The 21,788-nt window shown below is 44.6% G+C and carries 33 protein-coding genes; 29 read left to right on the forward strand and 4 right to left on the reverse strand.

Features of this window, described 5'->3' with window-relative positions:
• Positions 1-160: 160 nt before the first annotated feature.
• Both guaA and guaB read right to left on the reverse strand, forming a co-directional pair.
• A complete protein-coding gene (gene guaA, locus CYG50_RS09785) occupies positions 161-1,738 on the reverse strand; it encodes a glutamine-hydrolyzing GMP synthase (RefSeq protein WP_102138735.1) in 1,578 nt (525 codons plus the stop codon).
• Between the two features lie 85 nt (positions 1,739-1,823).
• Entirely contained in the window at positions 1,824-3,290 is a 1,467-nt protein-coding gene (gene guaB, locus CYG50_RS09790) for an IMP dehydrogenase (protein WP_102138717.1), read from the reverse strand.
• Between the two features lie 171 nt (positions 3,291-3,461).
• Here guaB and xseA point away from each other — a divergent pair, with 171 nt between their 5' ends.
• On the forward strand, positions 3,462-4,829 hold the full coding sequence (xseA, locus tag CYG50_RS09800; RefSeq protein WP_102138718.1) for an exodeoxyribonuclease VII large subunit: 1,368 nt from the start codon (positions 3,462-3,464) through the stop codon (positions 4,827-4,829).
• A 62-nt stretch (positions 4,830-4,891) separates the two neighbouring features.
• On the opposite strand, the gene CYG50_RS09805 is transcribed toward xseA, so the two are convergent.
• Together CYG50_RS09805 and CYG50_RS09810 are read right to left on the reverse strand one after the other, a co-directional pair.
• Positions 4,892-5,215: a hypothetical protein gene (locus CYG50_RS09805; protein ID WP_375373112.1), complete on the reverse strand. Its 324-nt coding sequence runs from the start codon at positions 5,213-5,215 to the stop codon at positions 4,892-4,894.
• Between the two features lie 331 nt (positions 5,216-5,546).
• Positions 5,547-6,164 (reverse strand): hypothetical protein, encoded by a 618-nt coding sequence (locus CYG50_RS09810; RefSeq protein ID WP_102138719.1) that lies wholly within the window; start codon positions 6,162-6,164, stop codon positions 5,547-5,549.
• A 183-nt stretch (positions 6,165-6,347) separates the two neighbouring features.
• Here CYG50_RS09810 and CYG50_RS09815 point away from each other — a divergent pair, with 183 nt between their 5' ends.
• The 28 genes from CYG50_RS09815 to CYG50_RS09950 all read left to right on the forward strand — a co-directional run bounded on the left by CYG50_RS09815 (position 6,348) and on the right by CYG50_RS09950 (position 21,781).
• Positions 6,348-6,602, forward strand: coding sequence for a helix-turn-helix domain-containing protein (locus CYG50_RS09815; protein ID WP_102138720.1), 255 nt, complete (start codon positions 6,348-6,350; stop codon positions 6,600-6,602).
• A complete protein-coding gene (locus CYG50_RS09820; RefSeq protein WP_116068692.1) occupies positions 6,583-8,625 on the forward strand; it encodes a Mu transposase C-terminal domain-containing protein in 2,043 nt (680 codons plus the stop codon). Before CYG50_RS09815 ends, CYG50_RS09820 begins: the two co-directional genes overlap by 20 nt.
• Before the next feature lie 12 nt (positions 8,626-8,637).
• A complete protein-coding gene (locus CYG50_RS09825) occupies positions 8,638-9,531 on the forward strand; it encodes an AAA family ATPase (protein ID WP_102140833.1) in 894 nt (297 codons plus the stop codon).
• Positions 9,532-9,539: 8 nt separating this feature from the next.
• Positions 9,540-9,725 (forward strand): hypothetical protein, encoded by a 186-nt coding sequence (locus tag CYG50_RS23480; RefSeq protein ID WP_102140832.1) that lies wholly within the window; start codon positions 9,540-9,542, stop codon positions 9,723-9,725.
• An 8-nt stretch (positions 9,726-9,733) separates the two neighbouring features.
• Positions 9,734-10,009, forward strand: coding sequence for a hypothetical protein (locus CYG50_RS09835; RefSeq protein WP_116068690.1), 276 nt, complete (start codon positions 9,734-9,736; stop codon positions 10,007-10,009).
• Between the two features lie 8 nt (positions 10,010-10,017).
• Positions 10,018-10,209: a hypothetical protein gene (locus CYG50_RS09840; RefSeq protein WP_102140852.1), complete on the forward strand. Its 192-nt coding sequence runs from the start codon at positions 10,018-10,020 to the stop codon at positions 10,207-10,209.
• Positions 10,199-10,837, forward strand: coding sequence for a DUF3164 family protein (locus CYG50_RS09845; RefSeq protein WP_116068688.1), 639 nt, complete (start codon positions 10,199-10,201; stop codon positions 10,835-10,837). The genes CYG50_RS09840 and CYG50_RS09845 overlap by 11 nt, the downstream gene beginning before the upstream one ends.
• Before the next feature lies 1 nt (position 10,838).
• On the forward strand, positions 10,839-11,036 hold the full coding sequence (locus CYG50_RS09850) for an ANR family transcriptional regulator (protein WP_102140807.1): 198 nt from the start codon (positions 10,839-10,841) through the stop codon (positions 11,034-11,036).
• Positions 11,008-11,202 carry a hypothetical protein gene (locus CYG50_RS09855; RefSeq protein ID WP_102140813.1) on the forward strand — a complete coding sequence of 65 codons (195 nt, stop codon included), beginning with the start codon at positions 11,008-11,010 and terminating at the stop codon, positions 11,200-11,202. Before CYG50_RS09850 ends, CYG50_RS09855 begins: the two co-directional genes overlap by 29 nt.
• A 95-nt stretch (positions 11,203-11,297) precedes the next feature.
• Entirely contained in the window at positions 11,298-11,555 is a 258-nt protein-coding gene (locus CYG50_RS09860; RefSeq protein WP_102140808.1) for a hypothetical protein, read from the forward strand.
• On the forward strand, positions 11,542-11,772 hold the full coding sequence (locus CYG50_RS09865) for a hypothetical protein (RefSeq protein WP_102140809.1): 231 nt from the start codon (positions 11,542-11,544) through the stop codon (positions 11,770-11,772). Before CYG50_RS09860 ends, CYG50_RS09865 begins: the two co-directional genes overlap by 14 nt.
• Entirely contained in the window at positions 11,765-12,079 is a 315-nt protein-coding gene (locus CYG50_RS09870) for a hypothetical protein (protein ID WP_102140810.1), read from the forward strand. The genes CYG50_RS09865 and CYG50_RS09870 overlap by 8 nt, the downstream gene beginning before the upstream one ends.
• Positions 12,066-12,497: a hypothetical protein gene (locus CYG50_RS09875; RefSeq protein WP_116068686.1), complete on the forward strand. Its 432-nt coding sequence runs from the start codon at positions 12,066-12,068 to the stop codon at positions 12,495-12,497. The genes CYG50_RS09870 and CYG50_RS09875 overlap by 14 nt, the downstream gene beginning before the upstream one ends.
• The gene (locus CYG50_RS09880; protein ID WP_116068684.1) at positions 12,494-12,877 is read left to right on the forward strand and encodes a hypothetical protein; all 384 of its coding nucleotides are present in this window, start codon (positions 12,494-12,496) and stop codon (positions 12,875-12,877) included. Before CYG50_RS09875 ends, CYG50_RS09880 begins: the two co-directional genes overlap by 4 nt.
• Positions 12,877-13,305: a gp16 family protein gene (locus CYG50_RS09885; RefSeq protein WP_102140823.1), complete on the forward strand. Its 429-nt coding sequence runs from the start codon at positions 12,877-12,879 to the stop codon at positions 13,303-13,305. Before CYG50_RS09880 ends, CYG50_RS09885 begins: the two co-directional genes overlap by 1 nt.
• Complete coding sequence (locus CYG50_RS09890; RefSeq protein ID WP_168222843.1) at positions 13,286-13,717, forward strand: Mor transcription activator family protein; 432 nt, start codon at positions 13,286-13,288, stop codon at positions 13,715-13,717. Before CYG50_RS09885 ends, CYG50_RS09890 begins: the two co-directional genes overlap by 20 nt.
• 12 nt (positions 13,718-13,729) lie before the next feature.
• Positions 13,730-14,071, forward strand: a complete 342-nt coding sequence (locus CYG50_RS09895) for a hypothetical protein (RefSeq protein WP_102140825.1) — start codon at positions 13,730-13,732, stop codon at positions 14,069-14,071.
• A 90-nt stretch (positions 14,072-14,161) separates the two neighbouring features.
• The gene (locus CYG50_RS09900) at positions 14,162-14,620 is read left to right on the forward strand and encodes a mor transcription activator family protein (RefSeq protein ID WP_102140804.1); all 459 of its coding nucleotides are present in this window, start codon (positions 14,162-14,164) and stop codon (positions 14,618-14,620) included.
• A gap of 185 nt (positions 14,621-14,805) precedes the next feature.
• Positions 14,806-15,114, forward strand: a complete 309-nt coding sequence (locus CYG50_RS09905) for a phage holin family protein (protein ID WP_231136935.1) — start codon at positions 14,806-14,808, stop codon at positions 15,112-15,114.
• 1 nt (position 15,115) lies between these two features.
• Positions 15,116-15,679, forward strand: coding sequence for a lysozyme (locus CYG50_RS09910; RefSeq protein ID WP_102140802.1), 564 nt, complete (start codon positions 15,116-15,118; stop codon positions 15,677-15,679).
• The gene (locus CYG50_RS09915) at positions 15,676-16,233 is read left to right on the forward strand and encodes a lysis system i-spanin subunit Rz (protein WP_102140803.1); all 558 of its coding nucleotides are present in this window, start codon (positions 15,676-15,678) and stop codon (positions 16,231-16,233) included. Before CYG50_RS09910 ends, CYG50_RS09915 begins: the two co-directional genes overlap by 4 nt.
• A complete protein-coding gene (locus CYG50_RS23485) occupies positions 16,230-16,457 on the forward strand; it encodes a hypothetical protein (RefSeq protein WP_148241595.1) in 228 nt (75 codons plus the stop codon). Before CYG50_RS09915 ends, CYG50_RS23485 begins: the two co-directional genes overlap by 4 nt.
• Positions 16,454-16,702, forward strand: coding sequence for a hypothetical protein (locus tag CYG50_RS09925; protein ID WP_102140862.1), 249 nt, complete (start codon positions 16,454-16,456; stop codon positions 16,700-16,702). Before CYG50_RS23485 ends, CYG50_RS09925 begins: the two co-directional genes overlap by 4 nt.
• Positions 16,703-16,704: 2 nt before the next feature.
• Positions 16,705-17,205: a DUF1804 family protein gene (locus CYG50_RS09930; RefSeq protein ID WP_112307074.1), complete on the forward strand. Its 501-nt coding sequence runs from the start codon at positions 16,705-16,707 to the stop codon at positions 17,203-17,205.
• Complete coding sequence (locus CYG50_RS09935; protein ID WP_102140796.1) at positions 17,198-17,410, forward strand: hypothetical protein; 213 nt, start codon at positions 17,198-17,200, stop codon at positions 17,408-17,410. Before CYG50_RS09930 ends, CYG50_RS09935 begins: the two co-directional genes overlap by 8 nt.
• A gap of 5 nt (positions 17,411-17,415) precedes the next feature.
• Positions 17,416-19,047 (forward strand): phage terminase large subunit, encoded by a 1,632-nt coding sequence (terL, locus tag CYG50_RS09940; RefSeq protein ID WP_102140795.1) that lies wholly within the window; start codon positions 17,416-17,418, stop codon positions 19,045-19,047.
• A gap of 9 nt (positions 19,048-19,056) precedes the next feature.
• A complete protein-coding gene (locus tag CYG50_RS09945; protein WP_116068682.1) occupies positions 19,057-20,637 on the forward strand; it encodes a DUF935 domain-containing protein in 1,581 nt (526 codons plus the stop codon).
• The gene (locus CYG50_RS09950) at positions 20,624-21,781 is read left to right on the forward strand and encodes a phage head morphogenesis protein (protein ID WP_102140775.1); all 1,158 of its coding nucleotides are present in this window, start codon (positions 20,624-20,626) and stop codon (positions 21,779-21,781) included. The genes CYG50_RS09945 and CYG50_RS09950 overlap by 14 nt, the downstream gene beginning before the upstream one ends.
• The last annotated feature ends 7 nt before the right edge of the window (positions 21,782-21,788 follow it).

Below are 21,788 nucleotides of genomic sequence, written 5' to 3' on the forward strand. Positions count from 1 at the left end.
TACCAATGAATCATACCCATCAAAATACCACGGTCAAACCGTGCTTGGCGTTGCCAGACATTGCCAAAATTGACTAAGCTAAAAACAAAAAAAGTCCGCAATTACGCGGACTTAAGGTTGATTTAGTGCCTGTTAATGCCAGAGCATTCTTAAAGGAGGATTATTCCCACTCAATGGTCGCAGGCGGTTTGCCGCTGATATCATATACAACCCTTGAAATGCCTTCGACCTCATTAATGATGCGGTTTGAAACGCGGCCTAGGAAGTCATAAGGTAAATGAGCCCAATGCGCGGTCATAAAGTCGATGGTTTCAACTGCACGTAATGAAACAACCCAGTCGTATTTACGGCCATCACCCATAACACCGACAGAGCGGACAGGTAAAAATACAGTAAATGCTTGGCTAACTTTATGATATAAATCCGCTTTATGCAGTTCTTCGATAAAGATAGCGTCTGCGCGGCGTAGTAAGTCACAGTACTCTTTCTTCACTTCACCTAGCACGCGAACCCCTAAGCCTGGGCCTGGGAATGGGTGGCGATATAACATATCGTACGGCAGACCTAACTCTAAACCAATCTTACGCACTTCATCTTTAAACAGCTCTTTTAATGGCTCAACTAAACCAAGCTTCATGTCATCCGGTAGGCCACCTACGTTATGGTGAGACTTGATAACGTGCGCTTTGCCAGTTGCTGATGCCGCTGATTCGATAACGTCTGGGTAAATCGTCCCTTGAGCTAACCATTTGATATTAGGCAGCTTAGATGACTCTTCATCGAATACTTCGATAAACACATGGCCAATTTTCTTACGTTTAGCTTCTGGATCGCTGATCCCCGCTAATACATTTAAGAAGCGATCTTCGGCTTTTGCATGGATGATGTTTAGGTCAAATTTACCTGCGAACATTTCCATTACTTGGTCTGCTTCGTTTAAACGCAATAAACCGTTATCAACGAACACACAGGTTAAACGTTTACCAATTGCGCGGTTTAATAGCAATGCCGTAACCGATGAGTCAACACCACCCGATAATGCAAGCAGTACGTGGTCATCACCAATTTGCTCTTTTAAACGCGCTACTGTGTCTTCGATAATTGCAGCTGGTGTCCACAGGGCTTCACATTGGCAAATATCTTTCACAAAACGCGTTAAAATATTTAGGCCTTGGTGAGTGTGAGTCACTTCTGGGTGGAATTGAACACCGTAGAATTTTTTCTCTTCATTTGCCATGATGGCATATGGGCAGCTTGGTGTGCTGGCAATGGTTTTAAAGTCCGCTGGAATTGCAGTCACTTTATCACCATGGCTCATCCAGACATCTAGTACTGGTTTGCCCGCTTCGTTCAGAGAGTCATGAATATCACGGAATAATTCACATTGCTCAGTGATTTCAACATTAGCATAGCCAAATTCACGTTCACCAGAGACTTCAACTGCACCACCCAACTGCATTGACATGGTTTGCATGCCATAACAAATACCTAATACAGGAACGCCTGCATTAAATACGTAATCAGGGGCACGTGGGCTATCTGATTCAGTCGTACTTTCTGGTCCACCAGAAAGAATAATACCGTTTGGATTAAATCCTCGAATTTGTTCTTCTGTAACGTCCCACGCCCAGAGTTCACAGTAAACGCCAATTTCACGGATGCGACGAGCGATCAGCTGTGTATATTGCGAGCCGAAATCAAGAATAAGAATGCGATGTTTATGGATATTTGTTGTCATTTGAGGAGAATTCCAAAAATTCAAGTCAAAAATAAGAATCGGTGACGCAAACAAACGCATGCGCCACCCTGAGAAACTTTATCGATTATTGCCCCAAACGGTAGTTTGGAGACTCTTTCGTGATAGTAACATCATGGACGTGGCTTTCTTGGATACCCGCACCACTAATGCGAACAAATTCTGCTTTTGTTCTTAATGCATCAATAGTACCACAGCCGGTCAGCCCCATACAGGAGCGTAAACCACCCATTTGTTGATGAATAATTTCTTTTAAACGGCCTTTATACGCGACACGGCCTTCAATCCCTTCTGGCACTAATTTGTCTGCTGCATTATCCGATTGGAAGTAGCGGTCTGACGAACCTTTAGACATCGCACCAAGTGAGCCCATACCACGGTATGCTTTGTAAGTACGGCCTTGGAATAAAATGGTTTCTCCCGGAGACTCTTCAGTTCCTGCGAACATTGAGCCGACCATCACACAGGCTGCGCCTGCCGCGATAGCTTTAGAAATGTCGCCTGAGAAACGAATACCACCATCCGCAATAACAGGAATACCAGTACCTTCAAGCGCTTCTGCCGCTTCTGCAATCGCTGTGATTTGTGGTACACCAACGCCTGTCACGATACGTGTGGTACAAATAGAACCCGGACCAATACCCACTTTAACTGCGCTAACACCGGCATCTGCTAAGGCTTTAGCCCCTTCAGCTGTTGCAACGTTACCACCAATAATTTGCAAATCAGGGTATTTTTGGCGAGTTTCACGGATACGTTGTAGTACACCTTCGGAATGACCATGTGATGAGTCAATTAATAAAACATCAACGCCAGCGGCCACCAGCGCATCAACACGTTCTTCATTTCCTGCGCCAGCACCAACTGCAGCGCCAACACGTAAACGGCCTTGCTCGTCTTTACACGCGTTTGGTTTACGTTCTGCTTTTTGGAAATCTTTAACGGTGATCATCCCTAACAAATGAAAGTTATCATCGATCACTAAGGCTTTTTCTACACGTTTTTCATGCATTTTTTGCAAAACGACTTCGCGTGCTTCGCCTTCTTTTACGGTCACTAAACGCTCTTTTGGCGTCATCACTGCGGTAACAGGTTGGTCTAAATCTGTCACGAAACGGACGTCACGGCCTGTAATGATACCGACTAGTGAATTGTCTTTAGCAACAACAGGATAACCCGCGAACCCATTACGCTCAGCCATTTCTTGCACTTCACGAATGGTCGTATCTGGCGTTACGGTGACAGGATCAGTAACCACACCACTTTCATGCTTTTTCACGCGGCGAACTTCTTCCGCTTGGCGCTCAATAGTCATGTTTTTATGGATGAAGCCAATGCCACCTTCTTGTGCTAATGCGATAGCAAGGTCAGATTCAGTGACAGTATCCATGGCTGCAGAAAGCATAGGAATGTTCAGGCGGATGTTTGCAGTCAGTTGAGTTGATAAATCTGCAGTATTTGGTAATACCGTTGAGTGTGCAGGAACGAGTAAAACGTCGTCGAAAGTTAGTGCTTCTTTTTTAATGCGTAACATAGGCAATATCCCACCAGGCAGCGTTATGGAAAGGTATAAAATATTGCCGCGGCATTATACACACCGAAAACGGTTGCTTCCAGCGTTTTTTTGAAAAAAAACTTGATAACTCTTATGGCTAGGTTAGTATCTAACGATTAAGTCATTGTTTTAAAATTTGATCTGGCTCACATGTCGACATCACAAAATAGCGCAATTTACTCTGTTAGCAAGCTTAACCAGACGGTTCGAGAACTTCTTGATAACCAAATGGGTCGTATTTGGTTAACCGCAGAAATTTCTAATTTTTCGCAGCCCAGCTCCGGTCATTGGTATCTAACCTTAAAAGATGATCGGGCTCAGGTTCGTGCAGCAATGTTCCGTGGGCAAAATGCGCGTGTCACTTTCCGCCCCCAGAATGGTCAACAGGTGTTAGTCAGAGCGACTGTCACCTTGTATGAGCCACGAGGCGACTACCAATTAATCCTTGAAAGCATGCAGCCCGCCGGTGAAGGGTTACTGCAACAGCGTTTTGAGCTATTAAAACAAACGCTAAGCGCACAAGGCTTATTTGATATTATTCATAAAAAACCGCTCCCTAGCCCTGCTAAGTCTGTCGGTATCATTACCTCGGCAACGGGTGCAGCCCTACATGATATTTTAAATATTTTACGTCGTCGTGACCCTTCCCTGCCTATCATCATCTACCCAACGGCCGTTCAAGGTGAGATGGCGCCAGCACAAATTGCTCGAATGATTGAGCTAGCAAACCTACGTCAAGAATGCGATGTGTTGATCGTCGGTCGCGGAGGCGGTTCACTTGAAGATTTATGGGCATTTAATGAAGAAATCGTTGCTAGAGCCATTTTTGCCAGCCAACTGCCAATAATTAGCGCTGTTGGCCATGAAACCGATGTGACAATTGCCGACTATGTGGCGGACGTAAGAGCACCAACCCCGTCAGCCGCTGCTGAGCTTGTTAGCCGTAATCAATTGGAAATGCTCCGCCAGCTAAAATCAGCACAGCAACACCTTGAAATGGCGATGGATTATTACGTGGCAGGTCAACAACAAAGATTCGCACGCTTGCATCACCGCCTACAGCAGCAGCACCCGCAATTGCGGTTGGCAAGGCAACATAACCAGCTCAATTTATTGCAGCAAAAGCTGGCGCAGTCGATGACGCGGCAACTACAAAGTTCAACGGCTAAATTCGAGAAAGTTAATCATCGTTTACTGCAAAATGATTTGCGCCCACATCTGCAAAAACAACAACGCCAGCTGCAACAGACGCAATATCATTTGCAAAATATGGTTACCCATTTGGTCAATAGCTATCGCCAGCGATTCGCAGTGGCTTGTTCGAAAATGGAAGCGGTTAGCCCATTAGCCACCCTAGCTCGCGGGTTTAGTATCAGTGAAACCGCTAAAGGCACTGTGTTGAAAAAAACCAGCCAAGTGAAAGTCGGCCAACCGTTGAAAACACGCCTTAATGATGGCTGGGTTGAAAGCCAAGTCACCCACATTGAGAAGGTTAAAGTCAAAAGAGTATCGAAATAATTATTTTATCCACTTATCTCGATAAAAATAACGAGATAAGTGGTGTTAAATTTATATGTTGATTAGAAACGCACCTGCCCACCTATCATATAGGTACGCCCTCTACCCGTTTCGTTATTTCGCCCTCGTTCTTCCATAATTGCACCCGAATTTGCGCGATTTAATGCATCGGTATAGTTTTTATTTGTCACATTGTTAATGGTCATCATCAACTTAACGTTTTTATTAATTTCATAATCTGCATATACATCAATAATGGTTGGCTGTTTTTCGTATTTTTCCGTCATAGCGTCACCATTTTGGTCGGCATCAAGAACTGGGCTAATTCGCTTAGACGGCCCTGTCCACGTTATCGTTGACCCCAGTGTCAGCTTTTCATCCAGCAAACGCACACCTGAATCTAATGTTAGGTAATAGTCGGGTAATTGCGTAAAGTCCCCAGCACTAAATGCAGAGGTACTATTAATAGAAACCGGTTGTTTCCCTGACTCTTTGGTATAGGAAATGTGGGGAGGTGATCAATCTTGCACTATTTGAAAAGGGATTGGGATAGGCTGGACGCCTTGATGTTACTGACTTGGCGAGGATTTATTGATTCTGCACTAAAGAATACAATTTGATTTAATTTGTTATTTTTTGCATTCTATTCTGCATACTAATGATCATATTTTAGGAGCGTTTAAACGGCATTTAAAGGACAATTGAAAGTTCTTCCAATCATCCTACCTTACTGTGGTTTCCATCCTGGTTTAACTCACCAGATACATTGGTATTTTCCTGTTCTTCAATACGGTGCAAAATCTCTCTATCTATCGATTCATCACCAGCAATAGCTAGCCTGATAACTTGTTGCAACGTAGGTCGTATCTTTAGAATATCTAACGCTTGATCCAAATTGTATTCACTAATGCCATTGTTTGATTCTAATATTCCATCAATGCCCTTTGTGGTTATGATCCTAATGAGTTGATTAACTTGCTCTGTCGTCATTATATTGAATAGCATATGCCAAACGGATGACAACTCACTCTTACTATCATTTTCAGTATTAGTTGATAGCGCTCCATCTTCCTGAGTCTGCCCATTCACAAGCCAGTCTAGGCTAACATTTTCCTGTGTTGCGATGGACTGTATAGTACTCAACGCTGGGTCAGTATCCTTTGTTAAGTAGTTATTTAATGTTGAAAATGATAACCCCCAATCCTTAGCTGCTGTTCTTATGCTTCTACTACCTATTAATATTTTTAGCCTTTCTTTAAATGCACTCTTTGTCGCTAGTGGGCTTTCTTTTGCTTTATCTTGAAAAGAAACTTCTAATGCTTTTTTTCTATTCATTTTCTTTTACACCTAACCTATTGAAAAACAACGATTGATCAAAATAAAAATCAATCGATTTAAATAAAGAGCAAAGAAAGTGATTTTCTTTCTTTACATGAACATAATTTGGATCAATACTATATCCGTACAGATAACCCTAGCGGATTATCCGCGAGGGTAATTTTTAAGGGTAAACGAAATATGGATAGAAATGAAGTGAGTTATTCAGATTGGCATCGTATCGATATTGTTGCCGCTCTCCATAAGGAAGGGTTAACGATGAGAGACTTGTCAACGCGAGCAGGTTTAAGGCCTGACACACTCAAGAATGCACTGGCGCGTTCTTATCCAAAAGGTGAACGAATTATCGCTGATGCTCTTGGTGTTTTACCTCAAGATATTTGGCCTAGTCGTTATAACAATAGAGTGAACCATTATGTACCTAACTGCGAATGAATTGATTGGATTACCTGAATTGCCAGGAACAGTTCAGGGTATACGCCTGGCACTGAAAAAGCGTACAGGTAAACACCCTGAATTTGTTCGTAAACGCGAAGGCACAAAGGCTTTCGAATACCACATTGATTGCTTGCCAGAAGCGGCGCAGGAAGTTGTTAAGCAACGTCATTTTAATGCGGTTCTTGAGCAGAAAAAAACGGATAACGCGCTCGAAAAAACGGTATCAAATCCCAGTGTTAAACCCGTTGATGAGTTGGCTTTAATGCGCCAGTGCCCTGCATTGTTAGAGCGTGAGGTTTCATCGTTAACAGCAGATCAAAAAAGCATTGCTGACGCGAGAGCAACATTAGCCTTAGAAGTGCTTTCTTTGATTTATGCAGGCGATACACGCATTGGGGCGGTGACACGTATCTCTGAACAGTCCCGAAAAGGTGTTTTGCCTCAGACGTTACAGCAAGCTGCGGATAATGCGAATGCGCGTAAAGGGACAACCCGCCGAGGTGTGAGCATCCGCTCTTTACAGGAATGGGTCACGTTGTATCAAAGCACCAATAATGGTGATGAGCGATTGGCGTTACTGGCACCCGGTCACCATAAAGAGACACGTCCTGAGCAAGTCTCATGGCTACCGATGTTCTTATCACATCATCGTAATGTGAATGGCCCATCGTTGATGGCAGCGTACCGCACATTCACTGAAGAGTGGCAGGAGCACTACGCAGACCAGCCTACTATGTTGGATGTTATGCCCTCTTATTATGCCGTTCGCCGCGTCATGGATAAATTACCAAAACGTGAGCGTGCTCGCGGGCGTGTAACTGGCTCGGCAGCTCGTGCATTAGAAACTTATCAAAAGCGTGACTGGTCACAGATGCCAGTAAATGGTTGTTGGATATCAGATGGTAAGTCCATGAATATGAAAGTGGCACATCCTATTCACGGACGCCCATTTACACCTGAATTGACGCTGGTTTTAGATGGTCGGACACGTTTTCTTGTGGGTTGGAGCTTGGACTTATCGGAGAACGTGATCGCCGTTGCATCAGCTTATCGACACGGTATGAAATATCACGGCAAGCCATTATTTACCTATTCAGATAATGGTGGTGGTGAGAAAAACAAAACGTTAGATGCTGATATCACAGGTATTTTTCCACGGTTAGGTATTAAACATATGACGGGGATACCTGGTAATCCTCAAGCGCGTGGGATTATCGAGCGTCTCAATGCGGTTATTCCTCATAACGTGGCTGAACAATTCAAGACGTATAACGGAAGAGGTGCAGATAAAGAGCATGTACGCATAACCAGTCGACGTATTGAATCTGCGGTTAAAGCGATTGAAAACAATAAAGAACTTAACTCTATACAAAAAGGTGCATTAGCTAAATTACCCAGTTGGCAGCAGCTATTAGATGCCATTGAAGTTGAGGTACAGCGTTACAACTATGAGCATCAGCACAGCGAATTACCTAAACGCAACGGTCGCCATTTAACCCCTGCGGCTTACCGCGAAGAAGTGTTAGCTGCCGAAGGTGATGAAATCGAATATCTCACTGAAATTGAATTACGCGAGATGTTTATGCCTGAAGTTATTAGAAAGGCACAGCGCGGTTGGATTGAATTTAATAACAACGAGTATTTTGCCGAAGACTTGATCCTCGTTGATGGTGACGAAGTTCGTGTGGCTTATGACATCCATGATGCAAAGGAAGTCATTATTCGCAAACTGGATGGAACCTATGTCTGCACTGCAATATGGAACGGTAACAAAGTGGCCGCAGTACCAACCACACAAATGGATAAAGCCATTGAAGACCGTCGTAAACGCCGTATGACTCGTGTAGAAGACAAGATACGTGAGATTGAGGCTGAGGCTCGCCCACTAATTGATACGAAGCCTACGCCTGATTTTGGTGGCTTTATTCCAGCAGATGAACCTATCACGACACCAAGAAAACCGATTACGTTTTTACAATCTGAATATGAATACTTATCTGCGAAAGCAGGTAACCAATAATGGAGGTTTACGATGTCTATCGTTAATGAACTTACCACGATGATGAATAACAAAGGCTGGTCACAAGCTCAAGCGGCTCGCGGCATAGGTGTCAGCACGGCGGTAATTAATCAGTTTTTGCAAAATAAGTACAACGGCGATGTCAATGCGGTTGAAGAAAAAGTCCGTCAGTTCATATCCCGTGAGCAAGAGCGTGATAAATCACGTCGTATTAAGCCTGTCTATGTAGCCACGTTAATGGCACGTAAAGGGCGTGATGTTATCCGTATGGCGCACATGGATGGTGATATTAACGTTATCTATGGTGATGCAGGGATGGGTAAAACCATGATCATGCGCCAATATGCCAAGGAACATTTAGATGCAGTATTAATTGAGGCAGACCCAGGCTACACCGCTCGTGTTGTTTTAGAGGAGCTATGCAACAAATTGGGTTTAAGTAAGCGTGGCAACATGCACGAACTGAGCGAAGCCATTATTCAAACACTGCGGGATTCAGGGCGCATTATCTTAGTTGATGAAGCCGAAAACTTACCGTACCGAGCATTAGAAACCTTACGTCGTATCCATGATAAATCAGGGGTTGGCATTGTATTGGCGGGTATGCCTCGTCTGATTCTAAATCTTAAAGGTAAGCGCGGTGAATATAAGCAGTTGTATAGCCGTGTAGGCTTTGCGTTACGTATGGGAGAAGCATTACCCGAGGATGATATCACCAACATGATCACCATGATGTTACCCGAAGCGTCCGAACCAGAAGTATTAAATGCCCTTTATAAAGCGTGTAAAGGTAATGCTCGACGTCTGTTTAAGTTCTTACGCGGGATATCCAATGGTAGCCAAATTAGTGGTCAACCTATTGATGTTCAAATGGTTCATGAGTTCTCGGAAATGTTGATTAATTAGGTGGCTACATGACTAAATCTATTACTCAAAGGTTAGACAGTGCAATAAGCAGCATTAGCCACTTTAGAGGGCAAGCAAGTTGCACAGCTGAAGAGCGAACCAGTTTTCACGTTTCACATTTAGATGAATTAATTGATTTATTTACCGAAGCTAAAACCGAAATTGAAAAGCTTCAATCAGTTAAAAAGCAATGAGGTACTGCATGGATATCACTATTACGGCTGAAAACCAATCCATTGTCTCTGACTTGCTACGTGCAGGCTCAGTGGCGCAGAACTTAGAACAGCAAGGCGTCACCATATTGAGTGTGATCACCCGTCAAGGTAAGCCTTGCATTCACGTAGCCCGAAACAGCTATTGTGATGCACTCATTCAGGAAGGTAAGGCGTCTTACCAATATTTTAATGGTCATAAGGGTAAACAAGGCGTGTTCGATACCGAAGGTTGCCGTGTTTACTGGTCTGAATCAATACATTAGGAGGGATTATGGCTGTACAAATTACAATCAACATTACAGAGAATAACAATGGCACAATGAATTATGAAATTATCGGCAGCCATACAGGGCGTGGCGCAACAGACAATGAAATCGACATTGCAAAAAGAATGTCTCTTGGTATCAAAAAAGCAATCGAAGCAATGAAACTAACAAATAAGGGGAAAAGCAATGCACACTAATCCAAAACAATTTACACAATATGAAGTAATCGAGAACTACTGGCGCGATGCGAAAGGCATTTTAACCCCTATTGATTTAATTAAGCCCATCGATATGCAGCGTGACGCATTGGTTGGTGAATTAGTCACTCAAGCTCAACAAATCAGTGAGTTATTACGTCAATTTAAAATTGCTGCTTTCGGTGATATTGAAGCATTCATCGCACTGTCGGCAGAACAATTCGGCGTTAATGTAGGGGGTAAAAAAGGCAATGTCACACTGTATTCATTCGATGGCCGTTACAAAATCCAACGCGCAATACAAGACCGTATTGCCTTTGATGAACGTTTACAAGCGGCTAAAGCGTTGATTGATGAATGCTTAAAGGACTGGGTACAGGGTGCAAAACCAGAAATCCATTCTATTATTGACCAAGCCTTTGCCGTTGATAAAGAAGGTAATATTAATACAGGTGCTGTGCTTTCATTACGCCGCTTAGATATTAAAGATACGCGCTGGATAAACGCTATGGAAGCGATTGGCGAAGCGATTCAAGTCGTTGGTAGCCGTCAGTATGTCCGTATTTATGAGCGCATTGGTGATAGTGATCAGTATGCCCCTATTTCACTTGATATTGCGGGAGTGTGATATGTCATTTATTCATTATGCAACAAGTGCAGCGATTGCAGAACGTAAAGAATTATTTGCTGAAGCACATAAAAATTGGGTTGATGCCGCCCGCCTAGCACGTAAAGAAGTGAATCGCAGATGGGCGGAATGTCGTGCTGATTACTGTCTCAAATCGTCTGTAGGTCATCGTGTCCAAGCTAACAGCCAAACAATTTAATGAAAAATACCTTGTTGGTCATACCTTCATTTATCAACGTAGTCGTTTTTTGCGTGGAGGCCCTACGGTGAGAACATTAGGTAGAGCTAAAGATGAAGGCGAAAGAACCATTGTAGAAATCGATATTGAACCTTATTACATCGATATTGATACATTAAACTGCTAAATAATGTAACTCACTAAAAAACTTAACCTTTTAATTAATGGCGTAAACCCGCAGGGGCTGGCTTACGCCTAAATCCAGATAACGAGGTATTTACTATGGTCGATAAAATGGACTTAGTATTATTAAAACAAGAGATTGTTGATTGGCATGGTCGGGCGAATGAAGCTTGTGATTTATTAAGGAACCATGCTGACGCAACAATTAAATTGCCGAATTGCCTGCCTGATATTGAGTTTAAAACTAAGGAAGAACAGAAAGCCTTTAAGATTGGTGTTGTTCTAGCTTGCTCTCAATTTAACTCATTACCTTTCGAAGTTGAATCTGACGAGGCCGCTACTGATGAGCAAAATTAAACAACTTGGTTTAGTGAGTGCAATTTCATTTGAAATTGGTAATCAAAACCCAAACCAGACCATCAATAGCATTCAACTAAGCGCTATTACACAAGCTGCAAATATGATTTGTGCCGCATTTGAAGAAAAAAATTTGTGTGATAGCTGCAACGATTGGCCTCGTGGTGGCTGTTCTTCAATATGTTCAGGTTATGGAAAGGAGAATAATCATGCGTAAAGGTTGGTGTCCTACCTGTGAAAAAGTGCTTCCAAAGTCATTATTCCTTATCAGTATTGGTGACAAAGTCGATTTCACTGTTCAACGTTACAGAGCAAACTCTCGTGGTGTAGCTGTAAAAGCATCATCACGAACTGGAAAAGTTATTGATATTCAAGATGATATTGCAATTGTGTTGTATCGGAAGCAAGAATCAAAAATACACATCAATAACTTATCGTTATCTGATATCCCAAATGACCTAACACGCATGATTGCTGGTGAGTGCGAGTGTGAGTCTGTGGAGGTGTCAGATGAGCATAAGTAAAGAGCAATGGGCGAAAATTGAAGGAGATCTAAAAGGTTATTTCGCTTCAGTTGATTTTCAGTACAGAGATACCGAAGTAAGTATAAGGCGTGTTAGTGCTGGGGAAGGAAAAACAGTGTTAGCGGTCTATCTGGATAGCCAAATTTATACTGGATGGGGGCGGCTTAATGGTGAGGATTTTAATCCATTGGTCGAGTTGTTTTGGTCTAAACGTCAAAAATCACTTTATAGCCCTACAAAAGTTAAAAAGTTGGAAAAAATTTGGGGTAAAAGGCGTGCTAAAAAAGAGATCCCTAATCTACATAACAAATTTACATGGTATTGGCCTTATTTCAGCAAAGCCTCTGTGCTTGTCCGTCAGTTTAAGCGTGTTAAAGAGTTAACTTTGAAGGTAGATAATGAGGGTGACTTACTATGACTAACTTAAGAGCACCTTCACAAGCAGCGGCGCGTAAGCGTCGCCAGCGTGCCAATCAGCGCAAAGATGGTTTGCACCGAATGGAATTCACTTTTACTGACTTAGAAAAAGAGGCGCTTGATTATCTTTGCGTAAATCGTAACCCAGGCCGTGAACCTTATGACCGCAACGAATTGGTTTCATTGCTCTTACTGTGCAACCTTGAGCACCTCAAGCGTCAGCAAGCCAAGTTAGGTATGTGTCCGCATTGTAAAGAGCAAATGCCTAACCATTGCAAAGGGTTATTTATCGGTCAATCCAATTGTTGGTTAACCCGTGATGCCCGTCAGCTCAACTTAACCAACGTGACAGGTCACGCAAACTTAGAGGAGACAAATTAATGACATCCCCTAATGCAAAGATATTAATTGGTATCATCAAGGCGGCTCAACAGTACCTTAAATTAGATGATGAAACCTATCGCAGTATCCTTGTTCGCATGACAGGCAAGGATTCCGCTAAAAAGTTAACGTTAGATGAATTGAGCCAAGTCCGCGATTATCTCCATGACCAAGGTTATCCGCGCAAAAGTAAGCGTAATTACGGGCGTCGCCCTAATGTCCCCGCAACAAGGGAAGCTATTTTGAGTAAAATTGAGGCGTTACTTTCTGAAGCAAAACGCCCCTGGTCATATGCAGAAGCAATGGCTAAGCGCATGTTTGACCGTGAAAAAATTGAGTGGCTAACGTTTGATGAGTTATCTAACTTAATGAAAGCATTAATCATTGATGCTAAACGGAGGGCGAAAAATGGATCTCAAAGCAGTTGAGCATTTACTTCCTGAAACATTACGGCATATTGCGGGGTTAATTGGGTATTCAGATACATTAAAATTAATCGAAGTTTTTGGTGGGACAACGTTTGTTTTCACAAAGACAACGGATACAGAACGCTTTAAGCAACTATTACATGTCATTGGTGAGCATAATTCAGTCACGCTTCAATCTCATTTTTGTGGTACTGAAATTTATATTCCTAATGCTTCAGCCGCCATGCGTGAATGGCGTAATCAACGATTTATCAGTGAATATAACACCCTTTTAAAGGGCGGTTTATCAGGTGTTAAAGCCGTTATAAAACTGTGCCCTAAGTTTGGTTTTAGCGATCGCCATGCGTGGGACTTATTATCACGCTATAAACAATCTGCTATCCTAACCGCAAAACAACCGAATTTATTTTAGGAGTTAATCTTTATGAGTAACGGAAGCAATATCGACACATCTAAACTTGGCTATAATTCTAGTCAAAGAAAAAGAGCTATATTGATTGTGATTGTTATTCTTACGTTCTTTGGGGTTGGTTTTTATTATAATTCAACAGTTGATTCATTACCTAAATGTAATTCCACTAAAGTAATGAATGCGTTAGAAGATATGTTAATACCTGGAACAACTGTTAAAAATCCTGAGCAATATGATTTAGATACTGACAGTTTAACTAGATTTTGTCGAGTTACACTAAATGACCAAATTTATAGTTATAAAGTAAATTGGTATAGTGAAAACAAAGATAAAATCATTGTTAGTTTTCAATAACCACTGAACCCCTTCAACACGTCAAGCCCCAAGAAAAATGAAATACTGAACACCTTCCTTTTGGAGGGTGTTTTCATTTTAGGGGGTAACATGCAAACCACGATTGACGAAGCCGAACTTGCACGGCTCGAAACGCTCTTACCAGATTCAGCTAAACAGCTTATTGATGTTATTGGTTATAACGCCACATCACGACTCATTAGCCGCTTTGGTGGTGTTACATTAGCAGGTATCAGTGGTGAGGCCGCAGAGCGCACGGGGGGCGTGCATCGCCTATTACGCGAAGTGTTAAACGAAGACGAATGCAAGCAGCTCTTGCACTACATTGGTAAAACGGCGTTTTATATCCCACGGTGCGAAGAAGCTTTTCGCCAAATTCGCAATCAACGCTTTATCAAAGAGTTGTTAACGTTGGGCGAACAAGGCCGTTCACGCCGCCAAGCCATGGCGCTGTTATGCCCTAAATACGGTTTTAGTGATCGCATTGGGTGGAAGCTATTGCGTGACCTTGATGCAGAAGAAGCCGCACAAGACCGTTTATTTGATTGATATTCGAGTGTGATTTATGACACACTAAAAACCCCCTTTCGGGTTTGGTAGCTAACTGCTGAACCCCTTCAAACACTCTCTATTTTCCCATCTCCTTATACTCAAACTCTCTTATTTTTGATTGGGTTTTTCGTCCATTTCCCTCGGTTTTTGGGAGGCTGTTATGTGAGCGTGAGGAGGTTGCCATGAACCCGATCTCTTTCCTTGAAAAGGACAGATGCATGGATGAAAAGATAACCCAGTTCATCACTCAAATATCGTATTGGTTCGCTGGATTGGGTTTGTTTTTTAGTGGCTTGTCATTGTATGAGTGGGGATTCCTCATTGGTGTGTTTGCCAGTGTGCTGCTTGGGACATTGACCTACCTATTGAATCGCCGAGAGCAAAAACGCCGAACGCGTATTTTAGAGAACTATTTCTCGAATAAACCCGTTTCTCATGAGGATGCCGAAAAGCTGATTGAAGCATCCATCAAATCCCCCAAGGATTTATAACATGGATATGAAGCAGCGTTACCTGACTGCCGCCGTTGTTGCATTGATTGTGGGTGGAGCCAGTGAAAGCCAGATATTTGACCAGTTTATCAAAGAAAAAGAAGGTAACTTCACCACCGCTTATCAAGATGCAGGCGGAATTTGGACAGTATGCCAAGGCGTCACCCGTATTGATGGCCGTGCTGTCAAGCCCCGTGAAAAGCTGACTAAGGCACAATGCGAACGCTTAAATGCTATTGAGCGTGATAAAGCCATTGCCTGGGTGAAAAAGCATGTTCCTGTGTCACTCACACCGCCTCAAATCGCGGGTATCGCTTCATTTTGCCCTTATAACATCGGTGCGGGTAAATGCTTTTCATCCACGTTCTACCGCAAATTACAGGCAGGTGACATCGAGGGAGCCTGTAAAGAGATCCCCCGTTGGGTCTTTGATGGTGGGAAAGACTGTCGTAAAACTCAAGGTCAGCCTGGTGGTTGCTACGGCCAAGTTATCCGCCGTAACCAAGAAGCTGAACTGTTGTGTTGGGAGTTAATGCAGATGAATACCACTTGGACAACGCCATGAACTCAATCACAGAAAACACATTAACTCGCTCATTGAAAATTGCACTCATTGTGGGCGCGTGGTTGTTATTTGCGGCGGGTGCATTTGCGGGTGTCATGCTGGCACGTTATCACTACAACACCATTATTCAGACTAACCAAGCGACGCATGCCAGCCAGTTAAAGGCTATCTCGGATGAGGCATCCGTCGCAACACGTCAAGCCATACTGCGCATGGAAGACGCCCAGCGCGAAAAAGCCCGATTAGATACGTATTACACACAGGAGCTAGCCCGTGAAAAAGCCCAATCTCAAGCCTTGCGTGATGATTTGTCTACTGGCCGTCGTCGGTTGCAGTTCGCCCGCGCCGACCTTGCAACCTGTCAGCTCACCGCAAGCCACCATTCCAGCGCCAGCACCGTGGGCGATGGAGTCGAAATCCAATTCTCTGTTGAAGCTGGACTCCTTGTTGAAGATATCCGAGCCGATATTAAACGAGATCAGGACAAGCTCGACTACTTACAAGGCTATGTAAAAGACGTCGTTAAAGAGTGCCGCAGAGAGGTCACCCCATGAAGATGACACCGTTATTACGACGCTGCATGCCCGTGTTAGTCGTTATCGCTATCCTGGTGTATTTGGTTATTTTCCTGAGTACAGGGTTTTGGTTACGTGTCGTCAGTACCTGTGACCGCGCGCAAGACTTCAGCAATCGAACTACTTATTTAGACGGCCTTGTTTGCCGTTATCACGATACCCATGAGGCCATCAAGCCACCATCAACAAGGAGTTTGCGATGAAAAAACGCCCACAAAAAGGACGTAAAAAAGACGTTTTACTGTCCATTAACAGCCAGTTAAATCGGATTGAACATCGAATTGAACGTCAAATGGAAAACATGGATGAGCAAATTGACCTCATTCGTGAAGAGGCAACCAACGGGGCTATTCGCCGTGGTTATGTGGCAGGCGCTATTTCAGGTGGTGTCACCGCTTGTGTGGTCAGTACGGCGGTGATTTTAATCCGCGCGAAAATGGGCTTGTAATTATGGCGTATCCGCAAGAGACACGCGATAAGTTACGTCGAGCCTATATCTTTAGTCAGTTATCCCTTGAGGTGGCGGCGAGTCAAATTGGCGTGGCCTTTGTGACAGCACGGCGCTGGAAGAAGGAAGCCCAAGATAAAAATGACGATTGGGACAAAATGCGTGCCGCGCACATGTTAGCAGGTGGTGGTGTCGAAGATGCAGGCCGTGCGGTATTGATGAGCCTTGTTGTGCAGTGTCAAGCCGTGACAGAGCAAATCAATACAAACCCTGATATTCCTGCCGAGAAGCGTGTTGAGCTGTTAGCAAGCCTTGCGGATGCCTTTAATAAAGCCACGTCCGCCAGTAAAAAAATACTGCCTGAAACGGATAAATTGGCCACGGCCATCGATGTGATCCAACGGTTCGGGCAGTTTATCAGTGATAAGTACCCACAACACAACGTGGTGTTTGTGGAAATTTTAGAAGCCTTTGCCGAAGAATTGGAGCGTGCATATGGATGAAATTAAACAACAAATAAAAAACTATCAATATCAAATACGTGGTTTTGTTGCGACGGAAGCAACTGAAGAGGAAAAGCACTTGTTAGCGGAAGCAGAAAAAGAAACACAAGTGTTCATTACTCAGTTACAGGAGCGCTACCCTAATTATTTAGGTTTAATGGGCGGTGCTATTGCGGTTCTTGATACGATGATGAGTTGGGAATAAGCGTAATGGCAAAAAAGGTTTCCTTAAAAGCGTTTAAAGCCTCACTCCAGAACTACATCACCGAACTGCGCCAAACCATTGAGGCGGAATGCTTAGGTTTTGATGCTGACCCCGAGTCGGCTGAGACTCGACGAGCACAAGTGGCGGATGTCGAGAGCGGCTACAGCTTCTTTGTGGAAACCTATTTCCCGCATTATGTGCGCCACCACTCTCGCAGCCAGTTGCATGATTATCTTTTTAGTCGTTTACCTGCGATTGTGGCCAGTTCAGATGCCGAAAGTGACGCCATCGCCGCACCGCGTGGTGAGGCTAAATCAACGCTGGTGAGTCAACTCTTCACGCTGTGGTGCATTATTCGTGAGTTGAAAAAATACCCTGTCATCATTATGGACAGTATTGACCAAGCGTATCCCATGCTCGAAGCCATTAAAGCCGAACTGGAATATAACCCACGACTGAAAAATGATTACCCTGATATTTGCGGTCAAGGGCGTACCTGGCAGATGGGGACTATCGTCACACGCAATAATATCAAAGTGACCGTTGCGGGTAGCGGTAAAAAACTGCGGGGGTTGCGACATGGTCCATATCGCCCTGACTTAGTGGTGCTTGATGATATCGAAAATGATGAGATGGTGCGTAACCCTGAGCAGCGCGAGAAGCTGCATAACTGGTTAAAAAAGACGGTGATGCCACTCGGTGAAGCAGGCGGAAAAACCGACATTGTTTACATCGGGACTATCTTGCACTATGACTCGGTACTCTCTCGCACACTCAATAATGCCATGTGGCGGACGGCACGGTTTAAAGCCATTCTCCAGATGCCTGCCAATATGAAGTTGTGGGATGAATGGGAAACCTTGATCCACAATAAACAAATTGAGGAGGCCGAGCGCTTCTACCATGAGAATGAACCTTTAATGTTAGAAGGTTCGATAGTCTCTTGGGCGGCACGTCCACTGTTAACCCTCATGAAAATTCGTGCGCGTGATGGTCATGATACGTTTGACTCCGAATACCAGAATGACCCCGTGAGCGGTGAAGATGCGATTTTTGCCAGTTGCATTACCTTTTGGTCTAACCATCTCTCCGATTGGATTTTTTACGGTGCGTGTGACCCAAGCCTGGGTAAGCAGAATAAAACCCGTGACCCGTCGGCCTTGCTCGTGGGCGGATTCAACCGCATGACAGGTATCCTTGATGTGGTTGAGGCAGATATCAAACGCCGTTTACCTGACCGTATTATCTCCGATGTGATTGACTATCAGCGCGAATATGGCTGTTTAACGTGGGCGTTTGAGTCCATCGCTTTCCAAGAGTTTTTACGTACCGAATTAGTGAAGCGTTCTGCGATGTTAGGGATACCCGTTCCTGCTATCCCTGTCATTCCAAACAGTGATAAAGCCCTGCGCATTGAGTCCTTACAACCTCATATGGTCAATGGACTTATTCGTTTACATGCGACACAACACACGCTAATTGACCAACTGCGCCACTTTCCCAAGGCTGACCATGATGATGGCCCTGATGCCTTGCATATGCTTTGGTCATTGGCGGTTTCTCGTGCAGGTAACACCGATATTCAAACTCGCCCCCGCCGACCGGAAGGTCGACGCTTTGGGTCGGGTGCTTGGTAGGAATTTATTATGTCAAAAATTGTGGATATACACGGTAACCCGTTACAACGTGAAGTTTTAAAAACATCACAAACCGTAAAATTAGCACGGATGAATCGCATTTATCCTGATCATCCCTCACGCGGACTCACTATCCGTAAGCTTCCGCGTATCTTACAAGCGGCTGAACGGGGTGACTTGAGTGCGCAGGCCTGCCTATTTGGGGATATGGTCGAGCGTGACGGCCATATCTTTGCCGAAATGGAAAAGCGCAAGAATGCGTTATTAACGTTGGATTGGTCGATTGAGCCGCCGAAAAATGCCACCAAAGCCGAGCTGGACATGACCGCGAACGTACAAGCCTGGTTTGATGCGATGCCCGAAATTGAAGACATTATCCTCAATGGGATGGAAGCAGTGGGGCATGGGTTTAGTTGCCAAGAATTGGAATGGGATCGCCTTGATAACACGTGGTTACCCAAAGCCTTGCACCTGCGTCCCCATTATTGGTTCCGCACCTTACCTGAGCAACGCGACGAAATTCGCCTCAACACCGATGAAATGAACGGCTCGGAGTTATGGCCGTTTGGTTGGCTGGTTCATCGCCACAATGCCCGCAGTGGGTTTATTGCCACCAGTGGATTATTCCGCGTTCTCGTCTGGCCGTATCTGTTTAAAAACTTTTCGTTGCGTGATTTTGCCGAATTCTTAGAGATTTATGGTTTGCCTGCACGAATTGCAAAGTACCCCGCAGGCACGTCCGATGAGGACAAGGATAAACTGTTAGATGCACTGGTTAACCTGGGGCACGATGCGGTTGCGACGGTTCAACAAGGGACAGAAATCAACTTTGAAAGTGCCGCAGGGGGTGGCTCTGACCCGTTCATGGAAATGATTGCCTGGGCTGAACGGACACAATCCAAAGTGATTTTAGGGGGGACGTTGACCTCACAGGCGGACGGGAAAAGCTCTACCAATGCCCTCGGTAATGTGCATAACGAAGTGCGTCACGATTTAAAAACTGCCGATGCACGCCAGCTTGAGGGCATGTTTAGGCAAATGATCCAGATGCTGTTAGCGATTAATGGTTATCAAGAGGTAAACCCGCGTCGTTTACCGCGTTTTGTGTTTGATACCCGTGAAGCCGTTGATTTACCGCAGTTTGCTGACGCGGTGGGTAAGTTGGTGGCCGCAGGTGTGGAGAGTATCCCTGTTTCTTGGGTGCATAAGAAAGCCGCTATTCCGCAAGCCCAAAAGGATGAACCTGTATTGCAGCCGCGCCAAACCCTGCCGTTGTTACCCACACCATTAAGCTATGGTCATTCACGTCACGGTTTGGGCGTGCTGAGTCAAACAGTAGAAGCAGACGGAATAGACCCTGCACAAATTACCCTCGATAATGCACCGCCGCAGTCTGACACGATTGGGGCGGCTATGAGCCAACTCTTAACGCCAATGGTCGCCGCACTCAAGCAAGGTCAAAGTGTGGATGAGGCCATGAATATTATTGCGCAAAGTTACCCGCTGTTGGATGACAGCACACTTCAAACGTTATTGAGCCAGGCTATCTTTGTGGCGGATGTATGGGGACGTCTCCATGCCGACAGCTAAACAAGCGGTAGATTTGCGCTATGCCATGAGCCTCCCCCCTGCGGAGGCGATTGCTTACTTTGAAAGTAAAGGCTATGCCGTTGGTTTCCATTGGTATGATATTGAAGCACAAGCCCACGCCAAAGCGTTTACCGTGGCGGGTGTACTCAAATTGGATATCTTGCACGATATTCGCCAAGCGTTAAACGAAGCCCTTGAAAAGGGGGAGACCTATGCCGACTTTGAACGACGCCTCATCCCCATTCTTGAACAAAAAGGCTGGCTCGGGAAAGGTTTGGTTGCGGATATGGATACGGGCGAGCTGCACGGCAAGCGTTTAACGCCACGTCGATTAGACACGATATTTCAAACCAATCTGCAATCGTCGTACATGGCAGGACGTTACAAGCAGCAAATGGCAACCGTCGAGGAGCGCCCTTATTGGGAGCGTGTGGGGATTATGGATAATCGTATTCGTCCTTCTCATGCGGCACTCAATGGGTTTATTGCCCGCTATGACGATCCGATTTGGCAAACCATTTACCCGCCCGATGGTTATCGCTGTCGCTGCCGTGTGCGCACGCGCAGTGCTGAAGATGTTGAGCGTTTGGGGTTGATGGTGCAATCCTCTGAGGGGCGCTTGGTAGACGTTGAACAAGAGTATGGCGTGCCAGGTGAAACCCGAACCGTCACAGGCTTTAAAAATCCGAAAGACGGTCAAGTGTATACGCCTGACCCTGGTTTTGGTTTTAATCCTGGACAAGTCAGCTATCAACCTGAATTAGATAAATATCATCCGACGGCAGCAAGCCAATACATCACAGGATCACTCACAGGCGCGGACTTTCGTTTAGGGTATCAAGAAGCAGTGCAATCCCCTACGCCAAACCCTGCGCAACGTTATCCCATTGCTGCACGTCCTCAATCTTCCGCACCCAATACAGAGGCATATTATGTTGATGCGCCCACCATTAAGGCACTCGCCCAACAGGATATCACGCAAGCCGATTACTTATTTGTGCAGCAAATTATTGAATCACCTCAAAAAATGCGGTCGGGTGAGGATGGGGTTCAATACTATGCAACGCAACACGAAAAGCGTTGGTGGGTCGTTGAAGTCAAAGATAATCAATTGCAGCGTGTCACCACGCAAACCGACTTTTGAGGTTAAT

The sequence above is a fragment of the Providencia huaxiensis genome, from assembly GCF_002843235.3.
Taxonomy (GTDB): domain Bacteria; phylum Pseudomonadota; class Gammaproteobacteria; order Enterobacterales; family Enterobacteriaceae; genus Providencia; species Providencia huaxiensis.